The sequence below is a fragment of the uncultured Olegusella sp. genome (assembly GCF_947253395.1).
Taxonomy (GTDB): domain Bacteria; phylum Actinomycetota; class Coriobacteriia; order Coriobacteriales; family Atopobiaceae; genus Olegusella.
Window position 1 is genome coordinate 1 of record NZ_CAMXYY010000017.1, and the last position, 23,199, is coordinate 23,199.

At 48.2% G+C, this 23,199-nt stretch carries 27 protein-coding genes and 1 tRNA gene; 21 read left to right on the plus strand and 7 right to left on the minus strand.

Annotated elements, in window-relative coordinates:
* The 15 genes from Q0X25_RS02800 to yfbR all read left to right on the plus strand — a co-directional run.
* A partial coding sequence (locus tag Q0X25_RS02800) for a type II secretion system F family protein (RefSeq protein ID WP_298578910.1) occupies positions 1-404 on the plus strand: 404 nt, incomplete at its 5' end.
* 48 nt (positions 405-452) lie between these two features.
* Positions 453-656, plus strand: coding sequence for a Flp family type IVb pilin (locus Q0X25_RS02805; protein ID WP_298578911.1), 204 nt, complete (start codon positions 453-455; stop codon positions 654-656).
* A gap of 28 nt (positions 657-684) precedes the next feature.
* The gene (locus Q0X25_RS02810) at positions 685-1,221 is read left to right on the plus strand and encodes a hypothetical protein (protein WP_298578913.1); all 537 of its coding nucleotides are present in this window, start codon (positions 685-687) and stop codon (positions 1,219-1,221) included.
* Between the two features lie 31 nt (positions 1,222-1,252).
* Positions 1,253-1,444, plus strand: a complete 192-nt coding sequence (locus tag Q0X25_RS02815) for a hypothetical protein (RefSeq protein WP_035097837.1) — start codon at positions 1,253-1,255, stop codon at positions 1,442-1,444.
* A complete protein-coding gene (locus Q0X25_RS02820; protein ID WP_298578914.1) occupies positions 1,425-1,931 on the plus strand; it encodes a TadE family protein in 507 nt (168 codons plus the stop codon). The genes Q0X25_RS02815 and Q0X25_RS02820 overlap by 20 nt, the downstream gene beginning before the upstream one ends.
* Positions 1,903-4,053 carry a hypothetical protein gene (locus tag Q0X25_RS02825; RefSeq protein ID WP_298578915.1) on the plus strand — a complete coding sequence of 717 codons (2,151 nt, stop codon included), beginning with the start codon at positions 1,903-1,905 and terminating at the stop codon, positions 4,051-4,053. The genes Q0X25_RS02820 and Q0X25_RS02825 overlap by 29 nt, the downstream gene beginning before the upstream one ends.
* Before the next feature lie 2 nt (positions 4,054-4,055).
* Positions 4,056-4,586 carry a hypothetical protein gene (locus tag Q0X25_RS02830; protein ID WP_298578916.1) on the plus strand — a complete coding sequence of 177 codons (531 nt, stop codon included), beginning with the start codon at positions 4,056-4,058 and terminating at the stop codon, positions 4,584-4,586.
* Entirely contained in the window at positions 4,587-4,970 is a 384-nt protein-coding gene (locus tag Q0X25_RS02835) for a DUF192 domain-containing protein (RefSeq protein ID WP_298578917.1), read from the plus strand.
* An 82-nt stretch (positions 4,971-5,052) separates the two neighbouring features.
* Positions 5,053-5,553, plus strand: a complete 501-nt coding sequence (locus Q0X25_RS02840; RefSeq protein WP_298578918.1) for an FHA domain-containing protein — start codon at positions 5,053-5,055, stop codon at positions 5,551-5,553.
* Positions 5,554-5,646: 93 nt separating this feature from the next.
* Positions 5,647-5,722, plus strand: a tRNA-Phe gene (locus Q0X25_RS02845).
* 540 nt (positions 5,723-6,262) lie between these two features.
* Positions 6,263-6,694 (plus strand): GTP pyrophosphokinase, encoded by a 432-nt coding sequence (locus Q0X25_RS02850; protein WP_298578919.1) that lies wholly within the window; start codon positions 6,263-6,265, stop codon positions 6,692-6,694.
* Positions 6,695-6,901: 207 nt separating this feature from the next.
* The gene (locus Q0X25_RS02855; protein ID WP_298578920.1) at positions 6,902-7,114 is read left to right on the plus strand and encodes a hypothetical protein; all 213 of its coding nucleotides are present in this window, start codon (positions 6,902-6,904) and stop codon (positions 7,112-7,114) included.
* A 202-nt stretch (positions 7,115-7,316) separates the two neighbouring features.
* The gene (locus Q0X25_RS02860; RefSeq protein WP_298578921.1) at positions 7,317-7,490 is read left to right on the plus strand and encodes a hypothetical protein; all 174 of its coding nucleotides are present in this window, start codon (positions 7,317-7,319) and stop codon (positions 7,488-7,490) included.
* 30 nt (positions 7,491-7,520) lie between these two features.
* Entirely contained in the window at positions 7,521-7,850 is a 330-nt protein-coding gene (locus Q0X25_RS02865) for a YjcQ family protein (RefSeq protein WP_298578922.1), read from the plus strand.
* 1,344 nt (positions 7,851-9,194) lie between these two features.
* On the plus strand, positions 9,195-9,797 hold the full coding sequence (yfbR, locus tag Q0X25_RS02870; protein WP_298578923.1) for a 5'-deoxynucleotidase: 603 nt from the start codon (positions 9,195-9,197) through the stop codon (positions 9,795-9,797).
* Here yfbR and Q0X25_RS02875 read toward each other — a convergent pair.
* Positions 9,794-10,744, minus strand: coding sequence for a hypothetical protein (locus Q0X25_RS02875; RefSeq protein WP_298578924.1), 951 nt, complete (start codon positions 10,742-10,744; stop codon positions 9,794-9,796). The genes yfbR and Q0X25_RS02875 overlap by 4 nt on opposite strands.
* Before the next feature lie 298 nt (positions 10,745-11,042).
* Between Q0X25_RS02875 and fba the strand changes: the two genes are divergently transcribed.
* Positions 11,043-11,915 (plus strand): class II fructose-1,6-bisphosphate aldolase, encoded by an 873-nt coding sequence (fba, locus tag Q0X25_RS02880; RefSeq protein WP_298578925.1) that lies wholly within the window; start codon positions 11,043-11,045, stop codon positions 11,913-11,915.
* Positions 11,916-12,294: 379 nt separating this feature from the next.
* Here fba and Q0X25_RS02885 read toward each other — a convergent pair whose 3' ends face one another.
* Genes Q0X25_RS02885 through sufC form a run of 6 tightly spaced genes read right to left on the minus strand, consistent with a single transcriptional unit; the run spans position 12,295 to position 17,709 of the window.
* Entirely contained in the window at positions 12,295-12,735 is a 441-nt protein-coding gene (locus tag Q0X25_RS02885; RefSeq protein WP_298578926.1) for an Rrf2 family transcriptional regulator, read from the minus strand.
* 2 nt (positions 12,736-12,737) lie between these two features.
* Positions 12,738-13,175 carry a Fe-S cluster assembly sulfur transfer protein SufU gene (gene sufU / locus Q0X25_RS02890; protein WP_298578927.1) on the minus strand — a complete coding sequence of 146 codons (438 nt, stop codon included), beginning with the start codon at positions 13,173-13,175 and terminating at the stop codon, positions 12,738-12,740.
* Positions 13,162-14,427, minus strand: a complete 1,266-nt coding sequence (locus Q0X25_RS02895; RefSeq protein WP_298578928.1) for an aminotransferase class V-fold PLP-dependent enzyme — start codon at positions 14,425-14,427, stop codon at positions 13,162-13,164. Before Q0X25_RS02895 ends, sufU begins: the two co-directional genes overlap by 14 nt.
* Positions 14,428-15,513 (minus strand): SufD family Fe-S cluster assembly protein, encoded by a 1,086-nt coding sequence (locus Q0X25_RS02900; protein WP_298578929.1) that lies wholly within the window; start codon positions 15,511-15,513, stop codon positions 14,428-14,430.
* Positions 15,513-16,922: a Fe-S cluster assembly protein SufB gene (gene sufB / locus Q0X25_RS02905; protein WP_298578930.1), complete on the minus strand. Its 1,410-nt coding sequence runs from the start codon at positions 16,920-16,922 to the stop codon at positions 15,513-15,515. The genes Q0X25_RS02900 and sufB overlap by 1 nt, the downstream gene beginning before the upstream one ends.
* A 1-nt stretch (position 16,923) precedes the next feature.
* On the minus strand, positions 16,924-17,709 hold the full coding sequence (gene sufC, locus Q0X25_RS02910; RefSeq protein ID WP_298578931.1) for a Fe-S cluster assembly ATPase SufC: 786 nt from the start codon (positions 17,707-17,709) through the stop codon (positions 16,924-16,926).
* A gap of 418 nt (positions 17,710-18,127) precedes the next feature.
* On the opposite strand from sufC, the gene Q0X25_RS02915 reads away from it, so the two are divergent.
* From Q0X25_RS02915 to epsC, 5 genes are all read left to right on the plus strand, one after another.
* The gene (locus tag Q0X25_RS02915; protein WP_298578932.1) at positions 18,128-18,856 is read left to right on the plus strand and encodes a hypothetical protein; all 729 of its coding nucleotides are present in this window, start codon (positions 18,128-18,130) and stop codon (positions 18,854-18,856) included.
* A 170-nt stretch (positions 18,857-19,026) separates the two neighbouring features.
* Positions 19,027-20,109: a 3-phosphoserine/phosphohydroxythreonine transaminase gene (gene serC / locus Q0X25_RS02920; protein ID WP_298578933.1), complete on the plus strand. Its 1,083-nt coding sequence runs from the start codon at positions 19,027-19,029 to the stop codon at positions 20,107-20,109.
* Positions 20,110-20,184: 75 nt separating this feature from the next.
* Complete coding sequence (locus Q0X25_RS02925) at positions 20,185-21,357, plus strand: 3-phosphoglycerate dehydrogenase family protein (RefSeq protein ID WP_298578934.1); 1,173 nt, start codon at positions 20,185-20,187, stop codon at positions 21,355-21,357.
* Between the two features lie 280 nt (positions 21,358-21,637).
* On the plus strand, positions 21,638-22,552 hold the full coding sequence (gene cysK / locus Q0X25_RS02930; RefSeq protein ID WP_298578935.1) for a cysteine synthase A: 915 nt from the start codon (positions 21,638-21,640) through the stop codon (positions 22,550-22,552).
* Between the two features lie 2 nt (positions 22,553-22,554).
* A partial coding sequence (epsC, locus tag Q0X25_RS02935; RefSeq protein WP_298578936.1) for a serine O-acetyltransferase EpsC occupies positions 22,555-23,199 on the plus strand: 645 nt, incomplete at its 3' end.

The following is a 23,199-nucleotide window of genomic DNA, read 5'->3' on the forward strand; positions in this document are numbered from 1 at the left end:
CTTTAGGGCTTTCTGCAGGACTTTCGTTTGATGCCTCTCTTGAGCTGTATTGCAATCGGAGTACAACGGAGCTTTCAAGTGCTTTTCGCCATGCGATGGATTCCTGGCGTATGGGCATTGCAACTCGTGATGAAGCGTTAAGTGAATTGGCGAGTGAGTTGGAACTTGTTGCCTTAAAGCGCTTTTCAGATGCAGTTTCTCAAGCGCTTGCTTTTGGTTCCCCACTTGCAGCGGTGCTTGAGCAGCAATCACAGGCAATTCGTGATGAGCAACGTTCTCAAGTAGAAGAACAAATTGAAAAAGTGCCGGTGAAGATGCTGATTCCTTTAGGAACACTCATTGTGCCTGCCATGTTATTGGCAATATTGGGACCTTTGCTTGGATCGGCTATAGCTCTGGGATAGCTATTTACATCCATGAAGGATGTGAGAATACGGATGAAAGGACCGCGTATGGACAACTGGATTTATGCACAGACGAACGCTTTACGTTGTTGGGTTACAACAACTTTAGCAAATGAGAAAGGTCAGGGTACTACTGAGTACGCGATTTTGGTTGGCGTGCTGGTGGTTATTGCAATTCTTGCCATTATTGCCTTCCGTGGCAAGGTACAGGAGCTATGGTCAGCCATTGCCGATGGTATTAATGGTTTGTAGAAAAAGGCAAGCAAGCAGAGCGAGGCGTGTGGTTCTTGCACTTGCAGCGATGGCATTTTTTCTCATAGTGGATTTGCTTGCATTTCCTGCTCCAAAAATAGGGGACAAGCAGGATAGTGAATCGCAAGCTCAAAGCGCTCGACACACTGTGGATGTAGATAAGCGTCGAGAGGCCAAGTCTGGCGAGTCCTCTCAGCAGACCGCACCAAGCTCCCGTACTGATACAGCGGGTTTGGAAGAGAAGCTCGATCAGCTACTGGTATCACTTGCAACTGCTCCACGAATGCAAGGCTCTGCTTGTATGCAGCAAAGCTCTGAGTTTCCTATGGCTCAGGAGGCTCAGTTGTTGATGCAGGCCTATAAAAAAAGAAATGACTGTGTGCTTGTGACGACTGACTATCTTGATTTGTTTGGTCGCGTTTGGGGTTGTGTGGTGCAAGGAGACCGTTGGGTTGACGTTTGCATAGTTTTTGCTGAGGGAAAGCACAGCAAGTTGAAGATAACGCGGATGGATCCTGATGCCTGGAAGGAGGAGATGACAGATGTGTCAGGGAAGGAGGAGTAGTGGGAATCTCGAACAGCACAAAGCAGCTCGTATGTGCCAAGGTCAATCGACTCTTGAGTATGCCTTGGTACTGTTTGCTTTTTTGTCCTTGGTGGTGGGTCTTGCTGCAGTGTGGCATGCGGGTAGGGATGGGCATTTGCTTAAGCTGGCGACGGCAGCAGCATCGCATCTCTTTGGTGCAGGAAATACCCTTAATGAGGTCAATGACCTTGTTCTTTTCTAATAGCTTGCATACATGCAGCTATAGGGCAAGTTTGGGTCAATCAACCATAGAAGCAGCGGTGCTGATACCAAGTGTCATGGTATTGATTGCCCTGCTTGTTCAACCTGCTTGCTTGCTTTATACGCAGATGCTGATGCGAGGTGCCGCTGCAGAAACAGCTCGCGCTGTCTTGACTGCCCGGAATGACTCGGACCTTTCTGCCTGCAAGGACTTTAGCCTAAGAAGGTTGGCTGCTGTGCCAGAAGTATCTTTTTTTCATGTGGGTGGACAGGGAGATTGGCAAGTTAAAACGAGCGATGGGGAAGGGGGATGTGTTCGTGTTTCTATAACGGGCCACGCTCGTCCACTTCCCTTATTTGGAAGTCTTGCCTCAGCGTTTTATGAGCGCGACGGTACGGGCTTGGTACTGCAGGTGGATATGACCGAACGGATGCGACCAGAATGGTTGGGAGGTGCGTATGCGGATTGGGTTAGCGTTTGGAAGTAAAGCCAAGAAAGTGCCAATGGGTATAGGCATGCATTCAGGTGATATCAGCAGCAATAAGAGTGCCAAGCAAAACGCTTCAGTGCATGCCTCATCCTCCACGAGCTGCTCACCGCTGTCAATCTTTATTTCTGATGAGGGCGGTTACACTACTGTGGCAATGGCGGTCGCTCTTCTTGTAAGTTTGGTGTTAGTATTCGGCGCTGCTTCAGTTGCTTGGTCAACCTCGCGTGCGTCAGAAGTTCAAGAAGTGGCAGATGCTACTGCCCTTGCTGGTGCAAATGCAGTGTCGGCCTTTACGACAGTAGCTCAGGTGAGTGATGCCATCGTACTTTCTATGGGACTTGCAGGTTTGGCAACTATGGGGACGGGTCTCATGCTGTCCGCTCTTCCCATTACGCATGCAGCTGCTATTGAGACTATCAATGTCGGCCGTTCTATCCTTGACCTAAGACGGAATTTTGCAAAAAGCGCTGCGACAGGTTTACAGAAACTTGAAAAGGCTTTGCCAGCTCTCGTGATGGCAAATGCGGCATCATGTACCTCGGCAAACAGCACGCAGCAGCTAAAGTATGTGGGTAGCGCAATTCCATTTCCCCTAACGTCAGAGACGGATTATTCCTTTCTTGATGATGGTCTTTCGGGAAAAGAATTGGAGGACAACGCCAAGAAACTCCAAGATGCTTCTGAACGTAAAAAAGATGCAATGGAGCGAGCCGATGCTGCAAAGGAAAAAGCGTGGCGAGCGGACTGTGTAGATAACCCACATTGCATGAGAAGTCGTGCTCAGACGCTTGCGGGGTTGTCTGGTGCATATAATCCAAATTATGCGAGTTTTAAAGAGTGGCGTTTTGATTACGCGAGGATTCGCTCCCTCAATTACTATCGCACACGAACTACCTCGGAACATCCTCATGGGTCTTCGGCAGAGGAGCTGACTCGTAGCGCTGCACGAAAGCAGTTTTATAGCTTTGCTGCCCGCGAGATGGAAAAAGCAAAATGTATAGATAAGCCCGACTACGTTGAAATACAGCTTCCCGAGCTTCCCCATACAGCGGCAATGGTGCGGGCGACTAGCCTGTATACCGATTCAATTTGGCCCTGTACAGATGAGGAAGAAGGTCATACGCTGCATAGTTCCCTTGCTTGTCCTGGGGCAACAGGTGCATATGCCGGCACCGCCTCATTGGGCGATATTGATTCAGGCACGCTACGTTGCTGTCCTAAATGTGGCATGAATGTGCAGGCACAGGCAAGTGCAGCCAGCGCATCAACAAATATTAATAACGGATATGAACACTATTGGCGTATTGTCGTGGATGCATCGCGAGATTATCTTGGAGCAAGAAACGACGAAATAGCTGCAGAAAAAGAACTTGAAGGAATATCAGAAGAAAGCGATGACCTTTTTCAGAAGGCTATGGATATTCTCGCAGTTGAAAGACCTGATTTTGTGCCAGCGGGTGCTTGGGGTTGTGTTGCGGTGGTCATGCGCGATGCGGGCAGCGTGACACCAGCGGAACTAACAGGTGCGTTCTCTCCCGGAGCAAAATTACCTGCAGGCGCTGCAATTTCGGCGGCAACTTTGGCACCAGAGGATAGCAGTGGAGGAAGTACTGTTTTATCTCAGGTACTTGCAGGTATTGAGTCTCAGGCTGGTTTTGGAGTTGCGGGTATTGCCCAGTCTGCCTTGGCGCTTTGGGGAAAATTACTGGTGGACTACGGATCTGCTTTTGAGACCGCGCAATCTTATATAGATGGATTTTTGGATGATGCGGGTTGGCTCATGGGTGAACAAGTAGCCCAGTCTATAAAAAAGATGATTTCAAGTACGGTAAAATCTGCCGGTTTTGAGCCTGCCGATATGAGAGCTCGAAAGCCTGTACTGGTGCATAGCCAAGAAGTACTTGACAAAGCAGGAGATGGGCGAGAGCAGTTAAGTATTGTGCGCGAAATTGTGCAAAAACTTCCCCATAGCGGAGACGCTGCTGCGCAAGTGCTCGCAAGAGAGGTAGCTAGCCAGCTTGGTGGTCCCATCTTTACTGTTGCTGAGATTGAAATACCTGGTACCGGTGTCAAGATTCCCTTAACAATAGATATCTCCAAGTACCTTGGAGGTGGCTAACTATGGTTTTGTGTCGCTGTGGTTTTAGGAGCTTGTTGCCGCTGTGGTGCCTTTCTGGCAAATCTCAGAAATTTCGTAGCTGTTCTGGGCAAATGACGGTAGAACTTGCTGTTCTAGTGCCTGTAGTAATTGTTGTCGCGCTGACAGTATTTAATCTGATGCGATTTGTGAGTGCTTGCTCTGCATTTGATCGTATAGCAGCAGATGCCGTGGTTTCCCAAGGAGTTTCACCAAAAGGTGAGGCAAAGGCTGCGGCAGTAAATGAAGTTGAGCAGACCATAAAAGCTGCTCTGGATATGCGCAGCTGTTCGGTTGAAGTACATGCAGAGCCTGTGTATGGGGGCGATTCAAAAAATGGTGCTGGGATTGGTTTTCCGGTTTCTCCTTTACTTACTCGTTTTGTTTGCACGCTTAGGTACAAGCCTTGGCCAAGTTCGTTTGTAATTGCTGGCGTTGTCTACCGTGCGCCTATTAGCTTGGAACATACCCGCACATTGGTGGTTGATAGATATCGGGGAGGAGTAGTGATGTAAATGATGGCTCAGCTAAAGGTATTGAGCTCTCCTCATCCAGATGCGATAGAAATTGAGGGCTTACAAGTCAGAGTGCTTGAGACTTTCCGTGATAAAGCTTTAGGTTTGTTACGCTCAGGCAAGCACAGTCCTGCCGCCGCGCTCATGCGTTGTAGCTCGGTTCACACCTTTGGCATGAAGTATCCGCTTGATCTTGCCTTTATAGACCGCGATGGGCATGTATTGCGTATTTGCCAAAACGTAAAGCCGGGGGATATTCGCAGTAAATTTGGTAGTTGGACTGTGATAGAGCGTCCCGCAAGTAGGCAGACATGGCTTCGACAAGGTCAGAGGGTTTGGTTAATGCAAGAAGAAAGACGAGAAGGGGAGACCGTATATGGCTGACCTACGAGTTTTTGGGAGAGGTGAGCTAGAAAAAATCCCATCTATCCCACCTCTATCCATCCGAGGAGATACCAATTCCACGATGACTGATAGCACTAAAACTTGTCCTCGTTGTGGACAAATCTTGTTTGCAGATATGGATACCTGTTTTGAATGCATGTACAAGTTTTCTGAACAAGAAGGATCTGATATGACCGACCAGCTGCCTTTAGAGGAGCGTCTAAAAGAAGAGACTTGTCAATCTCTTGTTGCAAATAAGGAAAATACCAGCGAAGTTTGTCTTTGGATAAAAACTCCCGAGCTAGAAGCTCACATTCCCTTGCCCAAACAAGGACTGAGGATTGGAAGATCACCACACAATGATGTGGTCTTGCATTCTCAGGCAGTGTCGCGATCGCATGCTGAGTTGCTTCCTGATGAAAAAGGCATGATAGTAAGAGACTTAGGGGCTACAAATCCCATAATTTACCAGGGGAAAGCTTTGGAAGATACTGTGCTTATTCCTTTTGGAGAGACGATTTCGCTTTGCGGAAATTATCTACTTGCTCAAAAAATTTATTCCAAGAAACCAAAAGCGTGCTGATTATTTTCAAAAAATTGGGGTTTCATCAGAATCAAGAGTTGACAGCGGCATGTCCTTTGTTAAGATATACAAGCTTGCAAGCGCAGGCGTTTTGGCTGGGTAGCTCAGTTGGTAGAGCAGGGGACTGAAAATCCCCGTGTCAGGGGTTCGATTCCCTTCCCCGCCACCATAAAACACAAGGTCAGAGCTTCGGTTCTGGCCTTTTTTGTTGCCGAAGTGACACGGAGTGACAAAAAAGTGACAAAAGCCTTTATATCTCTCTATCTAATGCTTTGTCAGCGATTATCAAATTGCTATATTCCTGCTCCCTCTCTTTTCTTGCCTGAAACTACATAGCCTCCCGCAATCTCCATCATTGAGCTTGTGTGCTATCGGTGTCCCACAAGAATTTATGGGACACAAATGGGCTATATGATTTGAGTTTGTTCGGTAATGTGAAGAAGAGTGAGGTATAAGCAAGAGCTTGCCGCAAGAATGGTAGAGAACTCTCATAAGGTCGTCTTGCCAACAGGAGTTGAAGAGGTTGCTTTGGGATATTATAAAGAGTGCGAAGTATAAAGAGTGCGCTGCCCCTTTATATATTTTTGACACTTCTGGCGATCTCTTTAGATTCGATTGACTACAAAAAAATAGCTTGAAGATACAGATCTAGCTGATATGTGAGTAGGCGAGCGTTGGGTTGATGAGATAACCAGGCAGGAGGCTTTAGATGGCATTGCAGCAAGAGAAAATTGCGCAGCGCATAGCAACTAAAGCGCATGCTGGGCAGATAGATAAAGCAGGAAAGCCCTATATTGAACATCCTGCTTATGTTGCTGCTCATGTGAGTGGTGATAATGCTAAGGCAGTGGCATGGTTACATGACACACTCGAAGATACTGATACCACGTCTGATGACCTTTATGCCGCAGGTCTTTGTACAGAGGTGGTGGAGACAGTCAAGGTTCTTACCCATCAAAAAGAGGTGCCATATTTTGAATATATCGAGCGAATTGCTACCAACAAACTCGCGACCATGGTTAAAATCGCTGACCTAAAACATAATATGCAACTTGAGCGACTTCCTAAAGTTTCGCCTAAGGATCTAGACCGAGTTGAAAAGTATAAGACGGCGTTAGATTTCTTGCTATCAAGTTTTTAGGTACTCCTATTGCTTGTGTTGAACTGTAAAAACAAGAGTGTAAGGAGTAAGTATGCTGCTCGCAGCACAAGTCCATCGCAATACGGCAAGGTGAATAGTAAAGAGTTTTTGCTGAGAGTTTTGTAAGTATGACTGGCGGGAAGCCAAATGCACACGGCCGAGCACTCAACGAATGGTTAAAGAAGAACAAATTTAAGAAGGGTCGCCATGTTTACATCAGAAGGCGAAGCGGAATACAAAAAATGGGAAAAGTGGATATCAGACGATGAGTTTCAATTTAGTCCAGATTTCATTCCAAATGATGACACGCCTCAAGGGGCAATTGATTATTACAAAGACATGTATAGAGAATTTTTCCCCATGCTTGAAATAGATTCTCCTAACTTTCAATGGCCAACAGGAATAGGTCTAAATTGCTAGATTGCTGAGCGCATTTGATGAGCAAAAGAAAGGCAAAGCTTGTCACTTCTTTATTGATGATTACCAGTTTGAGAGAGTCTGGGTAAACCCTTTGCCAATGCGAACCTCGGAAGGCCAAATGCGTACGAGATTTCTATGCGGGATTACATGAAGAGACACAGATTGTAGGTGATAGAACATAACGCTTGATGAGCCATTGTTCATGAAAAATCGAGCCTGGTACATCATCCCAGCAGATGAGGGAATCGAATCTGCCCTGTTTGATGATGACAGGGGTTACCATCTGAAGGACGATGTTCCTGATGCAGTCAGGAAGTCTTACGATGAGTTCTACGCTGTGCTCGAGGGTGGAATCGAAGCACTGATAGAGCACTAGGTTGGCTTTTTCTTACCGAAAGATGTTGCAATGGCATCAAATGATGCGTTTGTGCTCATGTACAAGATAATTGCGTATATCTACCAGTGCATGAAAGATGGAAAACCTGCCGTGCGGTCGCATTATTCAACAGATGCTCTTGGGGTTCCAGAGGACTACTGGAAATACGTGATAGAACAACTTGTTTCTCATGGTTATATCGAAGGTATTACGGTTACTAAGACGTTTAGTAATACGATTATAATACCTGATGATCCAAAGGTAACTATTGAGGGTATTCAATTCGCTAAAGAAAATAGCGTTATAGCCAAAGCGAAAAAGTTTCTCATAGAGATGAAGGCAGTGATTCCTTTTGTCTAGCGCATTATGAGTAATCGTTTCTGTGCCTGAAGGTTGTGACTATATATGGGTGGTCGTGGTGCCTCGAGTACCATAGTGATTATGGCAATCGCTATGGCACGCAATACCTCTCCGTCTACGAATCTGGAAATATTAAATTCCTTAAAGGAAATGTAGGGAAGCCAGAAGAGCTGCTCGAAACAATGACTAGAGGTCGTGTGTACGTACTTCTTAATTCGAAGGGCAACATAAAGAGCATTACATTCTTCGATAAAGAAAACAAGAGGAGTAGGGTAGTCGAAATCGACCATGGGCATCAAAAGATGAGAGAACATGTGCACAGGGGATATGAAAGACCAATAAAAGATGGCCAATCTTATGCCACAAAGCCTACGGCGAAAGACCGAGAAATGATTGACAGGGTTAAGAAACTCTGGGAAAGTCATAAGAAGACAGCATTGGTGCAATAGCCAGCACGCCTTGATGGAGGAGATTGCGTCTAAGAAGGCGCGATGCTGTCTTCATTAATTAGCTTGCCAAGCAAGCGCCGACTAAGGAACGCAAGACAGAAGCAGTCTCTAGCTTAAAGCAGTAGTAGGTCCTGAGAAAAACTCAGGACCTACTACGTCATGTCACTTGACAATGCTTGGCTCATATTAAAAAGATAATAAATAAAGCCCGCACAGGGACCATGAAGGCCCAAGTACAGGCATTTCATTTCAATTAATCAGCTCAACGGGTTGTTAACCAGTGTGTCACCTTGGATAGGAGGCGTTATATGACGCTTACACATAAGGCATGGGTTATAAATGCAACAAATGCGGCAACACCCAAGAGATAAACCCTCATACAGACAAGTCATTTGCTTCTGCCAATCGTGTGGGTGCATACAACCTTCAAGGGTATGTGATATTTCCTAACACCGATATTTCATGGCATGTATGATGGAAAGCCAACTTGGCACAAGCCTATATTGCATCACAAGCAAATAGATGGTTCGTCTTTCGGCCCCCATGAGCACAGATGGTTCACTCCTCGAGTTTTCACAAATTCTGACCTGCGGTTTTATGGATGGACAGGCCGAAGTTTGAACCATCTGTCGTTTGAGTCGCCGAAGCTCGAACCATCTGTGGAGCAGTACAGCAAAGCAGTACAACTAATCGTCACCAAAAGCCAGTAGTAAAAATACAAAGGGCAGCCCGTAGTAGTTCCTTTCAAGAGCTTATTTTTTGTGTCCACAGGGCTTGATAAAATACTACCTAAGCGACCAGGGTTTGTCTGTCGTGCACTGTAAAAGGCAAGTTAACGTCTAGGTTTTTTTGACCGCTTAAATTTTCATCGGCGGTTCGAGAAGATAGGGGAGTTATGGTAGCCAAGAGAGAAGAATCGCATTTCTTTGCTCTGCTTTCTCGATTAAAGTATATTGACCGTTGGGTCTTGATGCGCTGTTCGCGCACGGAAAATCTTTCTGAGCATTCGCTGGAAGTTGCGATGATTGCTCATGCGCTTTGCGTGATTGGTAACGTACGTTATGGTCGCAATCTCAATCCCGAGCGGGCGGCGTTGGCGGGCATGTATCATGATGCATCCGAAATTATTACTGGCGATATGCCAACACCGGTAAAGTATCGTAACGGTCAGCTGCGCGATGCATATCACCAGGTAGAAGCTGAGGCAGAAGATGAGCTGTTGGATACGCTGCCCGAAGATTTGCGCGATGAGTTTGAACGAGCATTTCGTTTTAGCGTAGATGACGAGTTGATGTTGCGTCTTGTCAAGGCAGCTGACAAACTTTCTGCTCTCATCAAATGTGAGGAAGAAGAGCGTAGCGGTTCGAGTGAGTTTGCGACTGCCTCAGCTTCCACACGTCAGAAACTTGAAAAGATGGCACGAGAGCTGCCCGAGGTGCGCGACTTTATGGAAGAGTTTTTGCCGAGCTATGGCCGTACCTTAGACGAGCTTCTTTAGTTTGAGCTACTAGAGGTATTTGTTTGGTTATCGCTGGTACCGCTCTTACTCGGATCTGTTCCTGTAGAAGAAGTGCCGGAGTCAGACTTGTCGGGGTTCTGTTTGTCCTCGCTTGGGTTGGTCTTGTTAGGATCACCATTTGCTGCATCAGAACTACCGTTGCCGTTGTTTTCGCCATTATTTTCGTTTGAATGGGTGTTTTCGTCTGTCTTTGCGGGGTCGTCAGTCTTGCTGGGGTCTGTTGAGTCTGTAGGCTTGTTGTCGGTTGTAGCGGCCGTGTTTGCGTTTTCGTGAGCTTTTTGCTGGGTATCTGCTGAGTTGTCCTGCTCGCCTGAATCTGGCTTGGTGTAGGTTGATGGCATCAATACGGTTTTTGAGCCAAGACCCTGACCTGCTGTGACAAGTGAAATTATTCCAGCTGTTATTGCGAGAGCTAGTAGTGCTGCAGCAATGGCTACGCCTAGACGTCGCCATGCCAGCTTGTTTGTGCGTACAGCTACGGCTTGGCGGATAGAATGTGGGGCTATAGGAGTTCCTGTTGTTGCATGGGAATGCGGGCCTGTTTTGTCCGAAATAGTGAGTGGGCGCTGTTGTACCACAGTCTGATCCATTGCAGGCTCTGACATTGCCGCAGTCGCATCGCTGCAGGTGGAGTCCATGTTTTTCTCATAAGGAGAAAAAGCTGCAGGTAGAGAAACATTCTGCAGCTTAGCTGCTGAACGATGAATGATTTGCTGGTAAATCTGACTTGCAAAAGACGAGGCGGCCGCTGCAATTATGGTGCCAATAAGAGAGCCTGCAACGCCAATTTTGGTTGAGAGTATGAGTGCCGTACCTGCCGCCATTGCACTTGCAAATACTGTCGCAAAGGAAACCTCGCCAAACAAGCCTTTCTTTTCGTCAGAGTTGGCAGCTGCGGCATTGATATCGTTTTGCTTGTAAGCCATAGCTATTGAAGTGCCTCCTCAAGGTTGGTTGTCTTGCTCATTTTCCCGAATTGGCCTAGCTTATACCAGCCAAGCTAATATTCTTGGCAGAATTACACGAAAAGCTAATCGCCCTTGCATGTTTTCGTCAAAACTCTTCCTAACTTAGCATTCCTATAAGATTGGTCCCTCTTTAGACTTTCTTATTAGATTTTCTAAAAAAGCAGCGCCAGCTGACAAATGCGGACGTTTGAAGGCGGATTGGCTGGTAAAATGTTTTGTAGGACGTGTTCGGTAGTTGCGACATTAGGAGGCACACATGCTTGTCAACGCAACACAGATGCTCCAGAACGCTGAGAAGGGTCACTACGGCATCGGTGCATTCAACACCAACAACCTCGAGTGGGCAGACGCCATCATCACGGCTGCTGAGGAGAAGCAGTCTCCGCTGATTATTCAGTGCACCAGCGGCGCCATGAAGTGGCAGGTCAGCTTCAAGGTTGTTTCCAAGATTGTGCATCAGATTGTTGAGGATAGGAATATTACTGTTCCTGTTGCTCTGCATCTTGACCATGGTTCGTATGAGGCTTGCTTTGCTTGCATCGAAGCTGGTTTTACCTCCGTTATGTATGACGGCTCTCATGAGGCTGACTTCCAGACCAACCTCGATCGTACCGCTGAGATTGTGAAGATTGCTCATTCCAAGGGCATCTCTGTTGAGGCAGAGGTCGGTGGCATTGGTGGTACCGAGGATGGCGTTACCGCTCAGGGCGAGCTTGCTGATCCTGAGCAGTGCAAGCAGATTGCTGATCTGGGCGTTGACTTCCTTGCTTGTGGTATCGGTAACATCCACGGCCTGTACCCTGATAATTGGGCTGGCCTGAGCTTTGATCGTCTTGCCGAAATCAAGGCTGCTGTTGGCGACCTGCCTCTCGTTCTCCATGGTGGCACGGGCATCCCTGTTGACCAGATCCAGAAGGCAATTGCCAACGGTGTTTCCAAGATTAATGTTAACACTGACCTTCAGGTTGCCTTTGCTAACGCTACTGGTAAGTATTGCGCTGAGCATCCTGGCTTTGATGACAAGGCATTCGATCCTCGTAAGCTCCTCAAGCCTGGTCGCGAGGCTATTGCTACCCGCACCAAGGAGCTCATTGACGAATTTGGTTCTGCAGGTAAGGGCTGGGCATAAGTTTTTGCTGCATACGCCAAAACGAGCGTATTGCTTGTGTACTGATGACGTCTTACTGCATGTACGGGTGATTGTCAAAAGGGGCCAACCTTCGGGTTGGCTCTTTTTATGCTGACGATTCTTTAACAGGTGGCATCGCCGACACTAAAAATGAACAAACCACAGATGGCGGGCATTCCACACACCGCAGATGGTTCGAGTTTCGGACGTGGCGAGCGTAAAACTGCAGGTCAGATTTTCCTTTAGTTCGACAAACGAACCATCTATCAAAGTTTTGGCAGTATCGCAATTGCGGCAGTATCGAAATTGTGACAATGCGGGAAAAGATGGCGTGTGCATCACCGTAGCGGGAGGCCTTTTGCCTAGCAGGGTGGTCGAGCTAGGTGTTAGCAGGATGAGTTTCAGATCCGCCAGTAGGTAAAATGTCTGCCAAAGTTTTGCTGTCCAGATACTCAGCGGTGACCTGGCCGAGACCTACCCATACTTTTACCGTAGGACAATCAAAAACCTGTGGGCAAATCTCATCGCGGGTGCACTGTAAGCAAGCTACCGGTGCCAGAGAACCTTCAGCAGCACGCAATATTTCGCCGATGGTGTATTCCTCGGGTTTGCGTGTTAAACGATAGCCGCCACCCTTGCCGCGCTGACTATCAACGTAGCCTGCGCGGTGCATAAGCGCAATGACCTGCTCAAGATACTTGCGTGAAATATTTTGTCGCTCAGACACATCCCCAAGCGAAATCCATCCTTCATGCGTTGCCAGATCGCTCATTGCGCGTAAGGCATAGCGCCCCTTGGTGGAGAACATATTTGCAGCCATAGCTAGTCCCCCTTATCTTCCAGCATTTCTTCAAGCGTGCGCCACGCCAACTCTGCACATTTTACACGCGCGGGCATATGCGAAATATCCTTCAAGCTCGACGCGTCTTCAAGCAGAGCAAGTTTGTTAGGATCGGTTTCGGTGCCACGTACCATGTCCATAAACAAGCGACACAATTCGATTGCCTGCTGGGGTGTTTTGTCTGTTATAAGGTCGGCCATCATATCAGCTGATGCCTGGCTGATTGCACAGCCACTACCCTGATAAGCTGCTTCTTCAATTACCCCGTCGCTGCCAATTTTGACGGAAAATACAAGGTCATCACCACAGCTCGGGTTAATGCCTTCATGGGTGTGCGTAGGGTTGTCCATCTGATATTTGTAGTCGGGATGGGCAACATGATCCATGAATGCAGCATTGTAAAGATTAACGGTTTCCATGGAATACCTGCCAAACCTGTTTTAGGCCTTCGACCAAGCGGTCGATATCGGTCTTATCGTTATAAAAAGCAATACTTGCGCGGCTGGTACTTGACACACCCAGCTCAATCAAAAGTGGCTGAGCACAGTGATGACCTGCACGAATACAAATGTCTTGCATATCAAGAATAGAAGCGACGTCATGCGGATGAACGTCTCCTACGTTAAAGGCAACCGAGCCCAAATGACGTCTGCCATCGGTAGGGCCGATGATATCGATAAAGTCGAGCGCTGCTAGTTGATCGGTGAGGTAGCGCACCAGCAGACGTTCGCGCGTCTCAAGAGTATTCCAGCCCTTTTCTTCCAAGTAGCTTAATGCTGCATCTAGAGCATAACTACCCGCGGCGTCTTGTGTGCCCGCCTCAAATTTTTGAGGCACAGGAGCCCATACAGCATCAGTTTCGCTAACAGAGTCAATCATCTCGCCACCAGTCAAGAAGGGCGGCATAACATCGAGTAGCTCTGCTTTGCCCCAAAGAACGCCAACACCCATAGGACCGCACATTTTGTGAGCCGAGAAAGCAAGCAGATCACAGCCAAGTTTGCGCACGTCAACAGCTATATGCGGTACGGACTGTGCGCCATCGACGACCACCTTTGCACCCATAGCATGTGCTCGTGCGGCAATCGCGGCAATGTCGTTTTCGATGCCAAGCACATTGGAAACCTGCGTAACCGAGACAATCTTTGCACGTGGACCAATCTTGGCTTCAATTTCGGCAGGCGTGATGCGGAAATCATCATCAAGTCGCAAAAATACCAACTTTGCACCGGTCTCGCGACAAATCTGTTGCCAAGGAATCAGATTGGAATGATGCTCCATAATAGAGATGACTACCTCATCACCTGGCTGTAGGAGCAGCTGTCCCAACGAACGTGCAACAAGATTGAGACTTTCAGAAGCATTCCGCGTAAAGATAATCTCGTTCGCCTGCGGGGCGCCCTGCTTGTCCACAGCACCAATAAAACGTGCGACATGCGCCCGCGCCTCTGCGATAGATTGCGTCGCGTCAACCGACAGACGATACAGGCCACGTAAGGGGTTTGCATTCATCGTCTCATAGAATTTGCGCTGGGCATCAAGCACACAAGCAGGGCGTTGTGCCGTTGCAGCGCTATCCAAAAAGACCAGTTGTGGATTGTGAGCCAGCAGAGGGAAATCCGCCTTATAGGGGTTTTGCTCAATGAGAGCGAGCTCATCAGCATTCAACATTTAAGCCTCCTTGCTCTCGTCAAGCTCATGCGCAACCTCGGTGCCTAAAATGGCTTCTGCTCGTCTGATGGCGGCAGTACGTAAATCCTCGACAGGCGCATTGATGATTGCATCATCAAAGATTGCACGTACAAAAAGCGCCTCTGCTTCCTCGCGAGAAAGACCGCGGGCAGCAAGGTAGTCCAGCTGCTCGGGACTCACCGAACCAATGGTGGCTCCGTGATTGCCCTGGACATCATCCTCATCACACAGTACCGTTGGCAGCGTTTTGTTGACAATATCGTTGCCGGTCACCAGTACCGTTTCGGATTCGTTGCCTTTGGCATCTTTTGCACCGTGAATCAAATCAATGGTTTGACGCAGAGTTTTTTTGCCAGCGTCGGCAAGGACACCTGTTGCGTGCATCTCAGAGCGGCTATGACGACCGCCCATACGACACAGCTGATTTACGTCAAGCAGATCTTCGCCGCTCACGTGGTATCGCATTGTCAGATCCAAGCGGCTGGATTGGCCCGCCAGCTTGCATCCAAAACCAAACGCAACCTTCTTGCCACCCAAAGCGTATTGGCGTATCGAAATCTGTGTGTTTTCATCGGCAAAAATGCCTACAGTTTCGATGTGTTGGCCTTCAACGGCAACGAGTTCAGTTAATTGCAGTTTGGCACCGCGCTCGACATAAATACGGGTGAGTGCTGCTGATGTTAGATCTGATTTGTTGGTATTGCTGTTATTTGGCGAACTCGTGGTGTCAGCAGCGACTACAGCTACCGTTGCGCGTGATCCTGCGCGTAGCATCACCGCGGTATTGGCAATATGTCCTGCAGAAACATTAATAACGATGGGTTCGGTGCGTGTGGTATTGCGTGGCACTTCAATATAGTGACCATCGCCTGCAGCAGCTGCTATCCACATAGCTGCCTCGCTGCCTGAACCTGTCTCGATACTATCAAAGATGCGCGGTACTGCTTCGTATACCTTGCCCGTCGCTTCAGGTGTGGGCACATCGAACTGCACATCGTTAATGCGCAAATAGTTCCAAGTTTCAGCAACAGGTGCGTTGACGTGCGAAAGAGTTTGCATATCCATTAGCCGATTGCCCCCTCCATCTCGAGTTTAATCAGGTTGTTCATCTCGACCGCATACTCAAGGGGGAGCTCCTTGGACACGGGATTAGCAAAACCGTTGACAACCATTGTGCGAGCTTCTTCTTCGCTACATCCACGGCTCATCAGATACAAAATAGTGTCATCAGAAATGCGGCCAATGGTGGCTTCGTGACCCACCTGTGCAGAACCGCAACGTACATCCATTGCGGGGATGGTGTCTGAGCGACTGATATCGTCAAGCATTAGTGACGAGCAGCTCACAGACGCACGAGCACGTTCGGCATTGCGACCAATGACAACAGAGCTACGAAACGTATTGATGCCACCGTCCTTTGAAATTGACTTGGTCTCGACCGATGCGGTGGTATCGGCGCCCTGCAGAATGACCTTGCAGCCAGTATCGAGATCTTGATTTTGACCAGCAAAGGTAATACCGGTGAACTCAACGCTGGAGCGGTCGCCCTTCATAATAGAGGTGGGGTAGAGGTAGGACACATGACTGCCAAAGCTACCCGAAATCCATTCCATTTGTGAATCGGCGCCCACTGTGACACGTTTGGTGTTGAGGTTAAACATGTTTTTCGACCAGTTTTCGATGGTCGAATAGCGCATATGTGAGTGGTTGCCAACAAAGATTTCAACTGCGCCTGCATGAAGGTTTGCGGCATAGTATTTTGGTGCTGAACAACCCTCAATAAAGTGCAGGCTCGTATCATCTTCGCAGATAATCAGCGTATGTTCGAACTGTCCTGCACCCTGCGCATTGAGGCGAAAGTAACTTTGCAGCGGATAATCTACTGTGATGCCGCGGGGCACATACACAAAAGAGCCGCCTGACCATACCGCGTAGTGCAGTGCTGCAAACTTGTGGTCACGAGGCGGGATCAACTTGCCAAAGTACTGCTTGACCAGCGGCTCGTATTCACTGTGGAGCGCATCTTCGATGGTAGTGTAAACAACGCCTTGCTTTGCCATCTCTTCTTTCATGTTGTGATACACGATTTCGGAATCATACTGGGCACCTACACCAGCGAGACTCTCGCGCTCTGCTTGCGGAATGCCTAAACGCTCAAAGGTATCTTTGATATCCTCAGGCACTTCTTCCCAGTTGCTGGCCTGCTTGGTCTTGGGCGAGACGTAGGTTGAGATATGACTCATGTCGAGCCCGCTTGTATCTGGACCCCAATTGGCAGGCATTTTGAGATTTTGGTAGGTTTCTAGCGCGTCAAGACGCATTTGCGTCATCCACTCAGGCTCATCTTTTCTGGCCGAGATAGAGCGCACGATTTCGGGGGTCAATCCATCGGCGTAACGCTCATAGCCCTCTTCTGATTTGGTGAAGTCATAGCGTGAGCGGTCAACGTCTTGGACCTGTGTCCTTTCTGCCAAGCTACTCACCATCCTCAGCACTTGCAGTGACCGTGTTTTCAAAGCGCTCAAAGCCGTTGCGGTCGATATCATCAATCAAAGAAGCAGGGCCATCGGCAACAAGTCGACCCCTGACCATGACATGGGTGTGATTCACATCAAGACGCTCGAGGATGCGGGTATTGTGTGTAATCATAAGCAGTGCGCCGTCGCAATCTTTGCGATAGGCTTCAATGCCACGAGACACAACGGAGAGTGCATCTACGTCGAGACCCGAGTCAGTTTCGTCAAGAATTGCCAGCTTGGGACGGAGCAGCAAAAGCTGTAGCATCTCGATTTTTTTCTTCTCGCCACCTGAAAAACCTACATTGAGTTCACGGGTGAGAAAACTCTGATCCATGCTCAGCTGTTCGCAAATCTCGCCAACGCGCTGGCGGAACTTGCGGGCGTTCATCTTGAGCTCAGGGCGCATCTGTGTAATGGTGCGCAAAAACGAGTACAAAGGCACGCCCGGCACCTCGACGGGTGCTTGATAGGAGAGGAAGATACCAGCGAGACTACGCTTGTTGGCAGCTTGCTCGGTGATGTCAATACCATCAAAAATAATTTGACCATCGGTAATTTTGTAGGTGGGATCGCCCATGATGACGTGACCCAACGTAGATTTTCCTGCGCCATTGGGACCCATCAGGACATGGGTTTCGCCTGATGCCACTTCCAGGTTGGCATGATGGAGGATTTGCTTGTCCTCGGTGCCAGCGGAAATATTACGCACACTGAGGAGTGCGCCATGAGTTGTGTCGGACATAAACGTCTCTCCGTTCGTATAGCTGCAACCAGATGTAGCAATTCACGCGAGTTAAATCCGGTGCTTGCGGTATCGTGCTGCTGCTTCCCTCCCTCGAAGAAAAAGCTCCTGTTCGAGCAATTTCTTTGTGGAAACTCTCCGCGCTCAAGCATCGCTATGATGATGTGCGCACTCGGGTGAACTTCCTTTGTAGAAAAGCTCTCACCCAGAGAGGTTTCCCCTTTTTCTTCTAAATCATACTAGCTGAGGGGTATTTAAACTGAAAGAGAATATTTGGCTTTTTTGAACTCCTACACAAGCTCCAATTGCAACTTTTTTATAAGCGGTCTCATCGTTTTTGCATTAACAAATACAAAATTGAGATCCCACCAACAGACTATTCACGCTAGAGTTTTATATGAACAGAAGGAGGATTACCATGCTTGCTCATAATCGATTTGAATTGGTGGCTGTAGGAAAGCAGCTGGCAACGACTGCTTTGATGGCTGTGCTCGCAGGCTCTTTGATGGCATGCAGTGGTGGTACGGCAAAAAATACACCAGCAGAAACAGGTGAAATAGGCTCTCAAGCTGCAGAAAGTTCAGCTAGCAAGAAAGATGCAGCTCATAGCGATAATAGCGATAAAACTGATATTACTGATACCCAAGAGGCCAAGGATGCCTCTGCTGAAGGCTCAAATACAACAACAAAGACGGTATCTACCGAAGTATATGCCAACAAAAAATATGGCTTTACCTTCGATCCATCATTTTGTAAAGACCTCAACAAGTTGGATGAAACCGAGACTTCGGTGCATTTTAACAGCAAAAATTGGGAAATGGATCTTGTTGTGCAGGCAAAGGAAAATACTGCGAATCTCAAAGCTTCGGCAGTAGCTGATGCTTATACCAAGTCAGCGGATAGTTCACTGGAACCTGACGTTTTGGTAGATGAAGATGACAATGTCTCGTATTGTCTGGTAGTTCAGGCTGAAAAAGATAAAGATGACCAAACAATCGTTGCCGTTTATATCTCTTATGTGGGTTCAGGCAGCATCCAAGGTCTGCGTGCAAGCTTTCCCGCAAAAAAATATGCGAATTTAAGCGAGGGACAAGCTCAACAGCTGATAGCATCTTTTGTCCCGGGTGATTTGAAGACGCGCCACTAGTAAAAGAGTAAACGCTGCCAAGCATAGGCGATGCATGACATAAAGATTATGAGAACGTAACGCTTCCATGTCAGCTCGTAACAAATCCGCGTCTGTCCAAAAAGCTGTGCGATAGTTTCCAGAGCAATCGTGTGATTGCAAACTGCAATGATAGAGAGAATAGAGGACGTATGAGTCGCGTATACAATTTCAGTGCAGGGCCAGCCGTGCTACCGGAAGAAGTTCTCTCATCTTGCCAGTCTGACCTGCTTGATTATCGTGGCTGTGGTATGTCCGTTATGGAAATGAGTCACCGTTCAGCTGTTTTTCAGGAGATTCTCAATGAAGCCGAAGCCGATCTCCGCGAGCTCCTTGCCGTTCCTGAGAATTATAAAATTCTGTTTCTCAGTGGCTCGGCGCATCACCAGTTTGCGGCTGTGTGCATGAACCTTATGAAAAACCGCGTAGCTGATTACATTATCACAGGTCAGTGGGCAAAAAAGGCCTATGCAGAAGCCAAGCTATTTGGTCAGGCAAATGTAGTAGCAAGCAGTGAAGACGCAAGCTTTAGCTACATCCCTGACTGTTCAAAGCTTGCAATTGATGAGAATGCTGATTTTGTTTATATCTGTGAAAACAACACCATCTATGGCACAAAATTTCACCAGCTGCCTTGTACTCGCGGCAAGATTTTGGTTTCTGATGTATCGAGTTGTTTCCTCTCGGAGCCAATGGATATTTCTCGTTATGGTGTCGTTTATGGCGGTGTCCAAAAAAATATTGGCCCAGCAGGTATGACTATCAACATCATTCGCGAAGACCTTATCCGCGACGATGTATTGCCCGGTACTCCAACCGTAATGAAGTGGAAAACCCAGGCAGATAAGGGCTCTCTCTATAACACGCCTAATTGCTGGGATATTTATGTCTGTGGCCTTGTCTTTAAGTGGCTCAAAAAGCAGGGCGGACTTGCAGCAATGAAGCAGCGCAATATTGAGAAAGCCCAGCTCCTTTATGACTTCCTTGATGCATCATCGTTGTTTAAGGGTACGGTTCGTACAGAGGATCGCTCTCTTATGAATGTGCCTTTCATAACGGGGGACAAGGCGCTCGATGCAGAATTTATAAAGCAGGCAAGCGCTGCGGGTCTTGTCAATCTCAAAGGTCATCGTAGCGTTGGCGGTATGCGTGCCAGTATCTATAACGCGATGCCCAAGCAGGGCGTTGAAACCTTAGTCAAATTTATGGGCGACTTTGAACGTGCACATAAATAGGGTGTTTACCAGTAAAAGTTCAGAGCGCGATTGGTTGCAACAAAATGTGTTGCAACAAACATAGGGGAGATTTGTATGAAAGACCGCAAGGTTTATTGTCTCAATGCAATTTCTGCTATCGGTACTGATAGCTTCCGCACCGGTTATAGTCTTACCGATCAGCTAGATGATGCCGCAGGTGTCATGGTGCGTTCCGCAAAAATGCATGACATGGCGTTTCCACCCAGTCTACGTGCTATTGCGCGAGCGGGTGCGGGTGTCAATAATATCCCGTTAGAACGTTGTTCGGAAGCAGGCATTGTTGTCTTTAATACTCCTGGCGCCAATGCAAATTCTGTCAAGGAACTTGTGCTTGCGGGCATGCTGCTCGCATCGCGCGACCTACTCGGTGGTGTTGCGTGGGTACAAGACAACGCATCCGATCCTGCTATTGCCAAGTCTGTCGAGAAGGCAAAAAAAGCCTTTGCAGGTCATGAAATCGCAGGTAAAACCCTTGGTGTTGTGGGTTTGGGTGCCATTGGTTGGCGTGTAGCAAACGCCGCCATCGACCTTGGCATGAAGGTCATTAGTTACGATCCGTATATGTCGCTCAGCAGTGCCTGGCATTTGAGTCCACAAGTGGGCAATACCTCTGATCTAGGTGAACTTGCTGCGCAAAGTGACTTCTTGACGGTACATGTACCTGCAGGCGATAAGACAAATAAGATGATTTCAGCCGATATCATTGCTCGCATGAAGCCAGGTGCGACCTTGCTCAACTTTGCCCGTGATAGTGTGGTTGATGAACAAGCAGTTGCAGCAAGCTTGCAGGAAAAAAAGTTGCACAAGTATGTGACTGACTTTGCAAATCCCCTGACGGCCAACCTGTCTGGAGCAATTGTTTTGCCACACCTTGGCGCCTCTACGGAGGAAGCAGAAGATAACTGTGCGCTCATGGCAGCACAGCAGCTCCAGAACTACCTCGATAACGGCGATATCACCAATTCTGTTAATTTCCCCGCTATTGATCTAGGTGTTTGTGAAACCGCATCTCGTGTATGTGTATTGCATCGCAATGAGCCTAATATGCTGTCGCAAATTACGGGCTTTTTTGGCAAAGCAGGACTCAACATCGAAAATCTTGCCAACAAGAGTCGTGGTAGGTATGCGGTGACGTTGCTGGATATTGATGAGACAATGCCGCACGATACGGCAGAGCGTCTGGGAGATATTGCTGGAGTTCTTCGCGTGCGCCGTATTGAAGGTTAGTTTACGAGCAGAGCGTGGCATCAGTAGAGCAGAGCTGTGCAAGATTGTGACGCATAAAGCAGCAATAAATAACGCGCGACTTACCTTTGGGTCGCGCGTCTTTTGTTACATAAAAGGATATTCATACGTTACAAGTAGGAATTAAGGGTATAGTGACTCAGTAGAAAAATACGTCGTCCGTGGGTGAACAACACAGGTGTTTTGTCTGCGTACGTCGGGATGAGCATTGCCGAATCAGGGGAGGTTTGACCTGCTCATTTGTTGGGAAGAGGAGTACATCATGAAGATTGCAAATCGTGTAGAAGACCTTATTGGTTCTACGCCTCTTGTTGATTTGTCAACCCTGACATCTAATAGCTCTGCTCGTATTCTCGCTAAGTATGAGGCCAAAAATCCTGGTGGATCTATCAAAGATCGCGTTGCGCTTTTTATGCTCAATGCAGCCGAAAAAAATGGCAGTCTTGCTCCTGGCGGCACCATTATTGAGCCCACCTCGGGCAATACCGGTGTTGGTCTTGCCATGCTTGCTGCCGCTCGAGGGTATCATCTTATCTTGACGATGCCCGATACTATGAGTATTGAGCGTCGCCGCCTTGCTGCAAGTTATGGTGCAGAGATTGTCCTTACGCCAGGTGCTGAGGGTATGGTAGGTGCAGTCAACAAGGCCGAGGAGTTGCACTCAACAATTCCTCACTCCATTATTGCTGGTCAATTTTCTAATCCTGCCAATCCGCAGGCCCATTACGAGACCACGGGCCCCGAAATTTGGCGTGATACCAAGGGAAGCGTTACAGCAATTGTGGCGGGTGTTGGCACGGGGGGCACGATTTCTGGTGTTGCTCGCTATCTTAAGGAGCAAAATGCCAGCGTTCAAGCGATTGCTGTCGAACCTACAGAATCGCAGGTGCTTGCTGGCAAACCTGCTGGTCCTCACAAAATCCAAGGTATAGGTGCCAACTTTGTCCCCAAAAACTATGATGCACATCTTATTGACGAGGTGCTTTCAGTAACATCTGCGCGTGCCATTGAGGTAAAAAAACTTCTTGCAGAAAAATATGGTCTGCTTGTGGGTATTTCCTCAGGGGCCTCGGTGGCTGCAGCTTTGGAACTTGCCTCTCGCAAAACCTATGCTGAGGCAACTGTCGTTGCCATTTTGCCCGATACTGGTGAGCGTTACCTCTCAATGGAGTTCTAAGCATGGCACCAATTACCCCAGCTCCCATCAACGCAAGTGCGCCAACTGCCGAAGGCGTACCTCTGCGTCAGCTGATGCGCGAGGATCTCGATGCAGTGTTTGCACATGATCCTTCCGCAACTTCGCTTTCCCGTGCACTGATGTTTTCGGCGGGCCTGCGTATTGTTTGGGCATATCGTTGGCAGCATTGGCTGTGGCAGCATGGACATACGTTTTTGGCCCGCCTGTCACATCGTCGTACCCGCCGTCGTTATGGTTCGGATATCCATCCCGCTGCTCGTATTGGACGTCGTTTTGCTGTGGATCACGGTGTGGGTGTGGTAATCGGCGAAACTGCCATTGTGGGGGATGATTGTCTGATCTACCAGGGCGCAACCTTGGGTATGACAGCGAAGAGTTTTGCCGCAACAGGCAAACGACATCCCACCGTGGGTGCAGGTGTACTCATCGGTGCAGGTGCCATTGTGTTGGGTGATATCACGATTGGTGATCGCTCCAACGTTGGCGCTGGTTGTGTTGTGGTCAAACCCGTGCCTGAAAATTCCACCGTTGTGGGGATTGCGGCACATATTATTGGCGATCGTCGGACATGTCCGGCAGCTGTCTCTTATACACATCTCCGAGCCCACGAGACCGTTATTCTAATC

Bases quoted from the DNA above. Each gene is read 5' to 3' on its own strand.
- Q0X25_RS02805 (WP_298578911.1), top strand. From the start codon at position 453: ATGGACAACTGGATTTATGCACAGACGAACGCTTTACGTTGTTGGGTT.
- Q0X25_RS02815 (WP_035097837.1), top strand. From the start codon at position 1,253: ATGTGCCAAGGTCAATCGACTCTTGAGTATGCCTTGGTACTGTTTGCT.
- Q0X25_RS02820 (WP_298578914.1), top strand. From the start codon at position 1,425: ATGACCTTGTTCTTTTCTAATAGCTTGCATACATGCAGCTATAGGGCA.
- Q0X25_RS02825 (WP_298578915.1), top strand. From the start codon at position 1,903: ATGCGGATTGGGTTAGCGTTTGGAAGTAAAGCCAAGAAAGTGCCAATG.
- Q0X25_RS02830 (WP_298578916.1), top strand. From the start codon at position 4,056: ATGGTTTTGTGTCGCTGTGGTTTTAGGAGCTTGTTGCCGCTGTGGTGC.
- Q0X25_RS02835 (WP_298578917.1), top strand. From the start codon at position 4,587: ATGATGGCTCAGCTAAAGGTATTGAGCTCTCCTCATCCAGATGCGATA.
- Q0X25_RS02840 (WP_298578918.1), top strand. From the start codon at position 5,053: ATGACTGATAGCACTAAAACTTGTCCTCGTTGTGGACAAATCTTGTTT.
- Q0X25_RS02850 (WP_298578919.1), top strand. From the start codon at position 6,263: ATGGCATTGCAGCAAGAGAAAATTGCGCAGCGCATAGCAACTAAAGCG.
- Q0X25_RS02855 (WP_298578920.1), top strand. From the start codon at position 6,902: ATGTTTACATCAGAAGGCGAAGCGGAATACAAAAAATGGGAAAAGTGG.
- Q0X25_RS02860 (WP_298578921.1), top strand. From the start codon at position 7,317: ATGAAAAATCGAGCCTGGTACATCATCCCAGCAGATGAGGGAATCGAA.
- Q0X25_RS02865 (WP_298578922.1), top strand. From the start codon at position 7,521: ATGGCATCAAATGATGCGTTTGTGCTCATGTACAAGATAATTGCGTAT.
- yfbR (WP_298578923.1), top strand. From the start codon at position 9,195: ATGGTAGCCAAGAGAGAAGAATCGCATTTCTTTGCTCTGCTTTCTCGA.
- Q0X25_RS02875 (WP_298578924.1), bottom strand. From the start codon at position 10,744: ATGGCTTACAAGCAAAACGATATCAATGCCGCAGCTGCCAACTCTGAC.
- fba (WP_298578925.1), top strand. From the start codon at position 11,043: ATGCTTGTCAACGCAACACAGATGCTCCAGAACGCTGAGAAGGGTCAC.
- Q0X25_RS02885 (WP_298578926.1), bottom strand. From the start codon at position 12,735: ATGGCTGCAAATATGTTCTCCACCAAGGGGCGCTATGCCTTACGCGCA.
- sufU (WP_298578927.1), bottom strand. From the start codon at position 13,175: ATGGAAACCGTTAATCTTTACAATGCTGCATTCATGGATCATGTTGCC.
- Q0X25_RS02895 (WP_298578928.1), bottom strand. From the start codon at position 14,427: ATGTTGAATGCTGATGAGCTCGCTCTCATTGAGCAAAACCCCTATAAG.
- Q0X25_RS02900 (WP_298578929.1), bottom strand. From the start codon at position 15,513: ATGGATATGCAAACTCTTTCGCACGTCAACGCACCTGTTGCTGAAACT.
- sufC (WP_298578931.1), bottom strand. From the start codon at position 17,709: ATGTCCGACACAACTCATGGCGCACTCCTCAGTGTGCGTAATATTTCC.
- Q0X25_RS02915 (WP_298578932.1), top strand. From the start codon at position 18,128: ATGCTTGCTCATAATCGATTTGAATTGGTGGCTGTAGGAAAGCAGCTG.
- serC (WP_298578933.1), top strand. From the start codon at position 19,027: ATGAGTCGCGTATACAATTTCAGTGCAGGGCCAGCCGTGCTACCGGAA.
- Q0X25_RS02925 (WP_298578934.1), top strand. From the start codon at position 20,185: ATGAAAGACCGCAAGGTTTATTGTCTCAATGCAATTTCTGCTATCGGT.
- cysK (WP_298578935.1), top strand. From the start codon at position 21,638: ATGAAGATTGCAAATCGTGTAGAAGACCTTATTGGTTCTACGCCTCTT.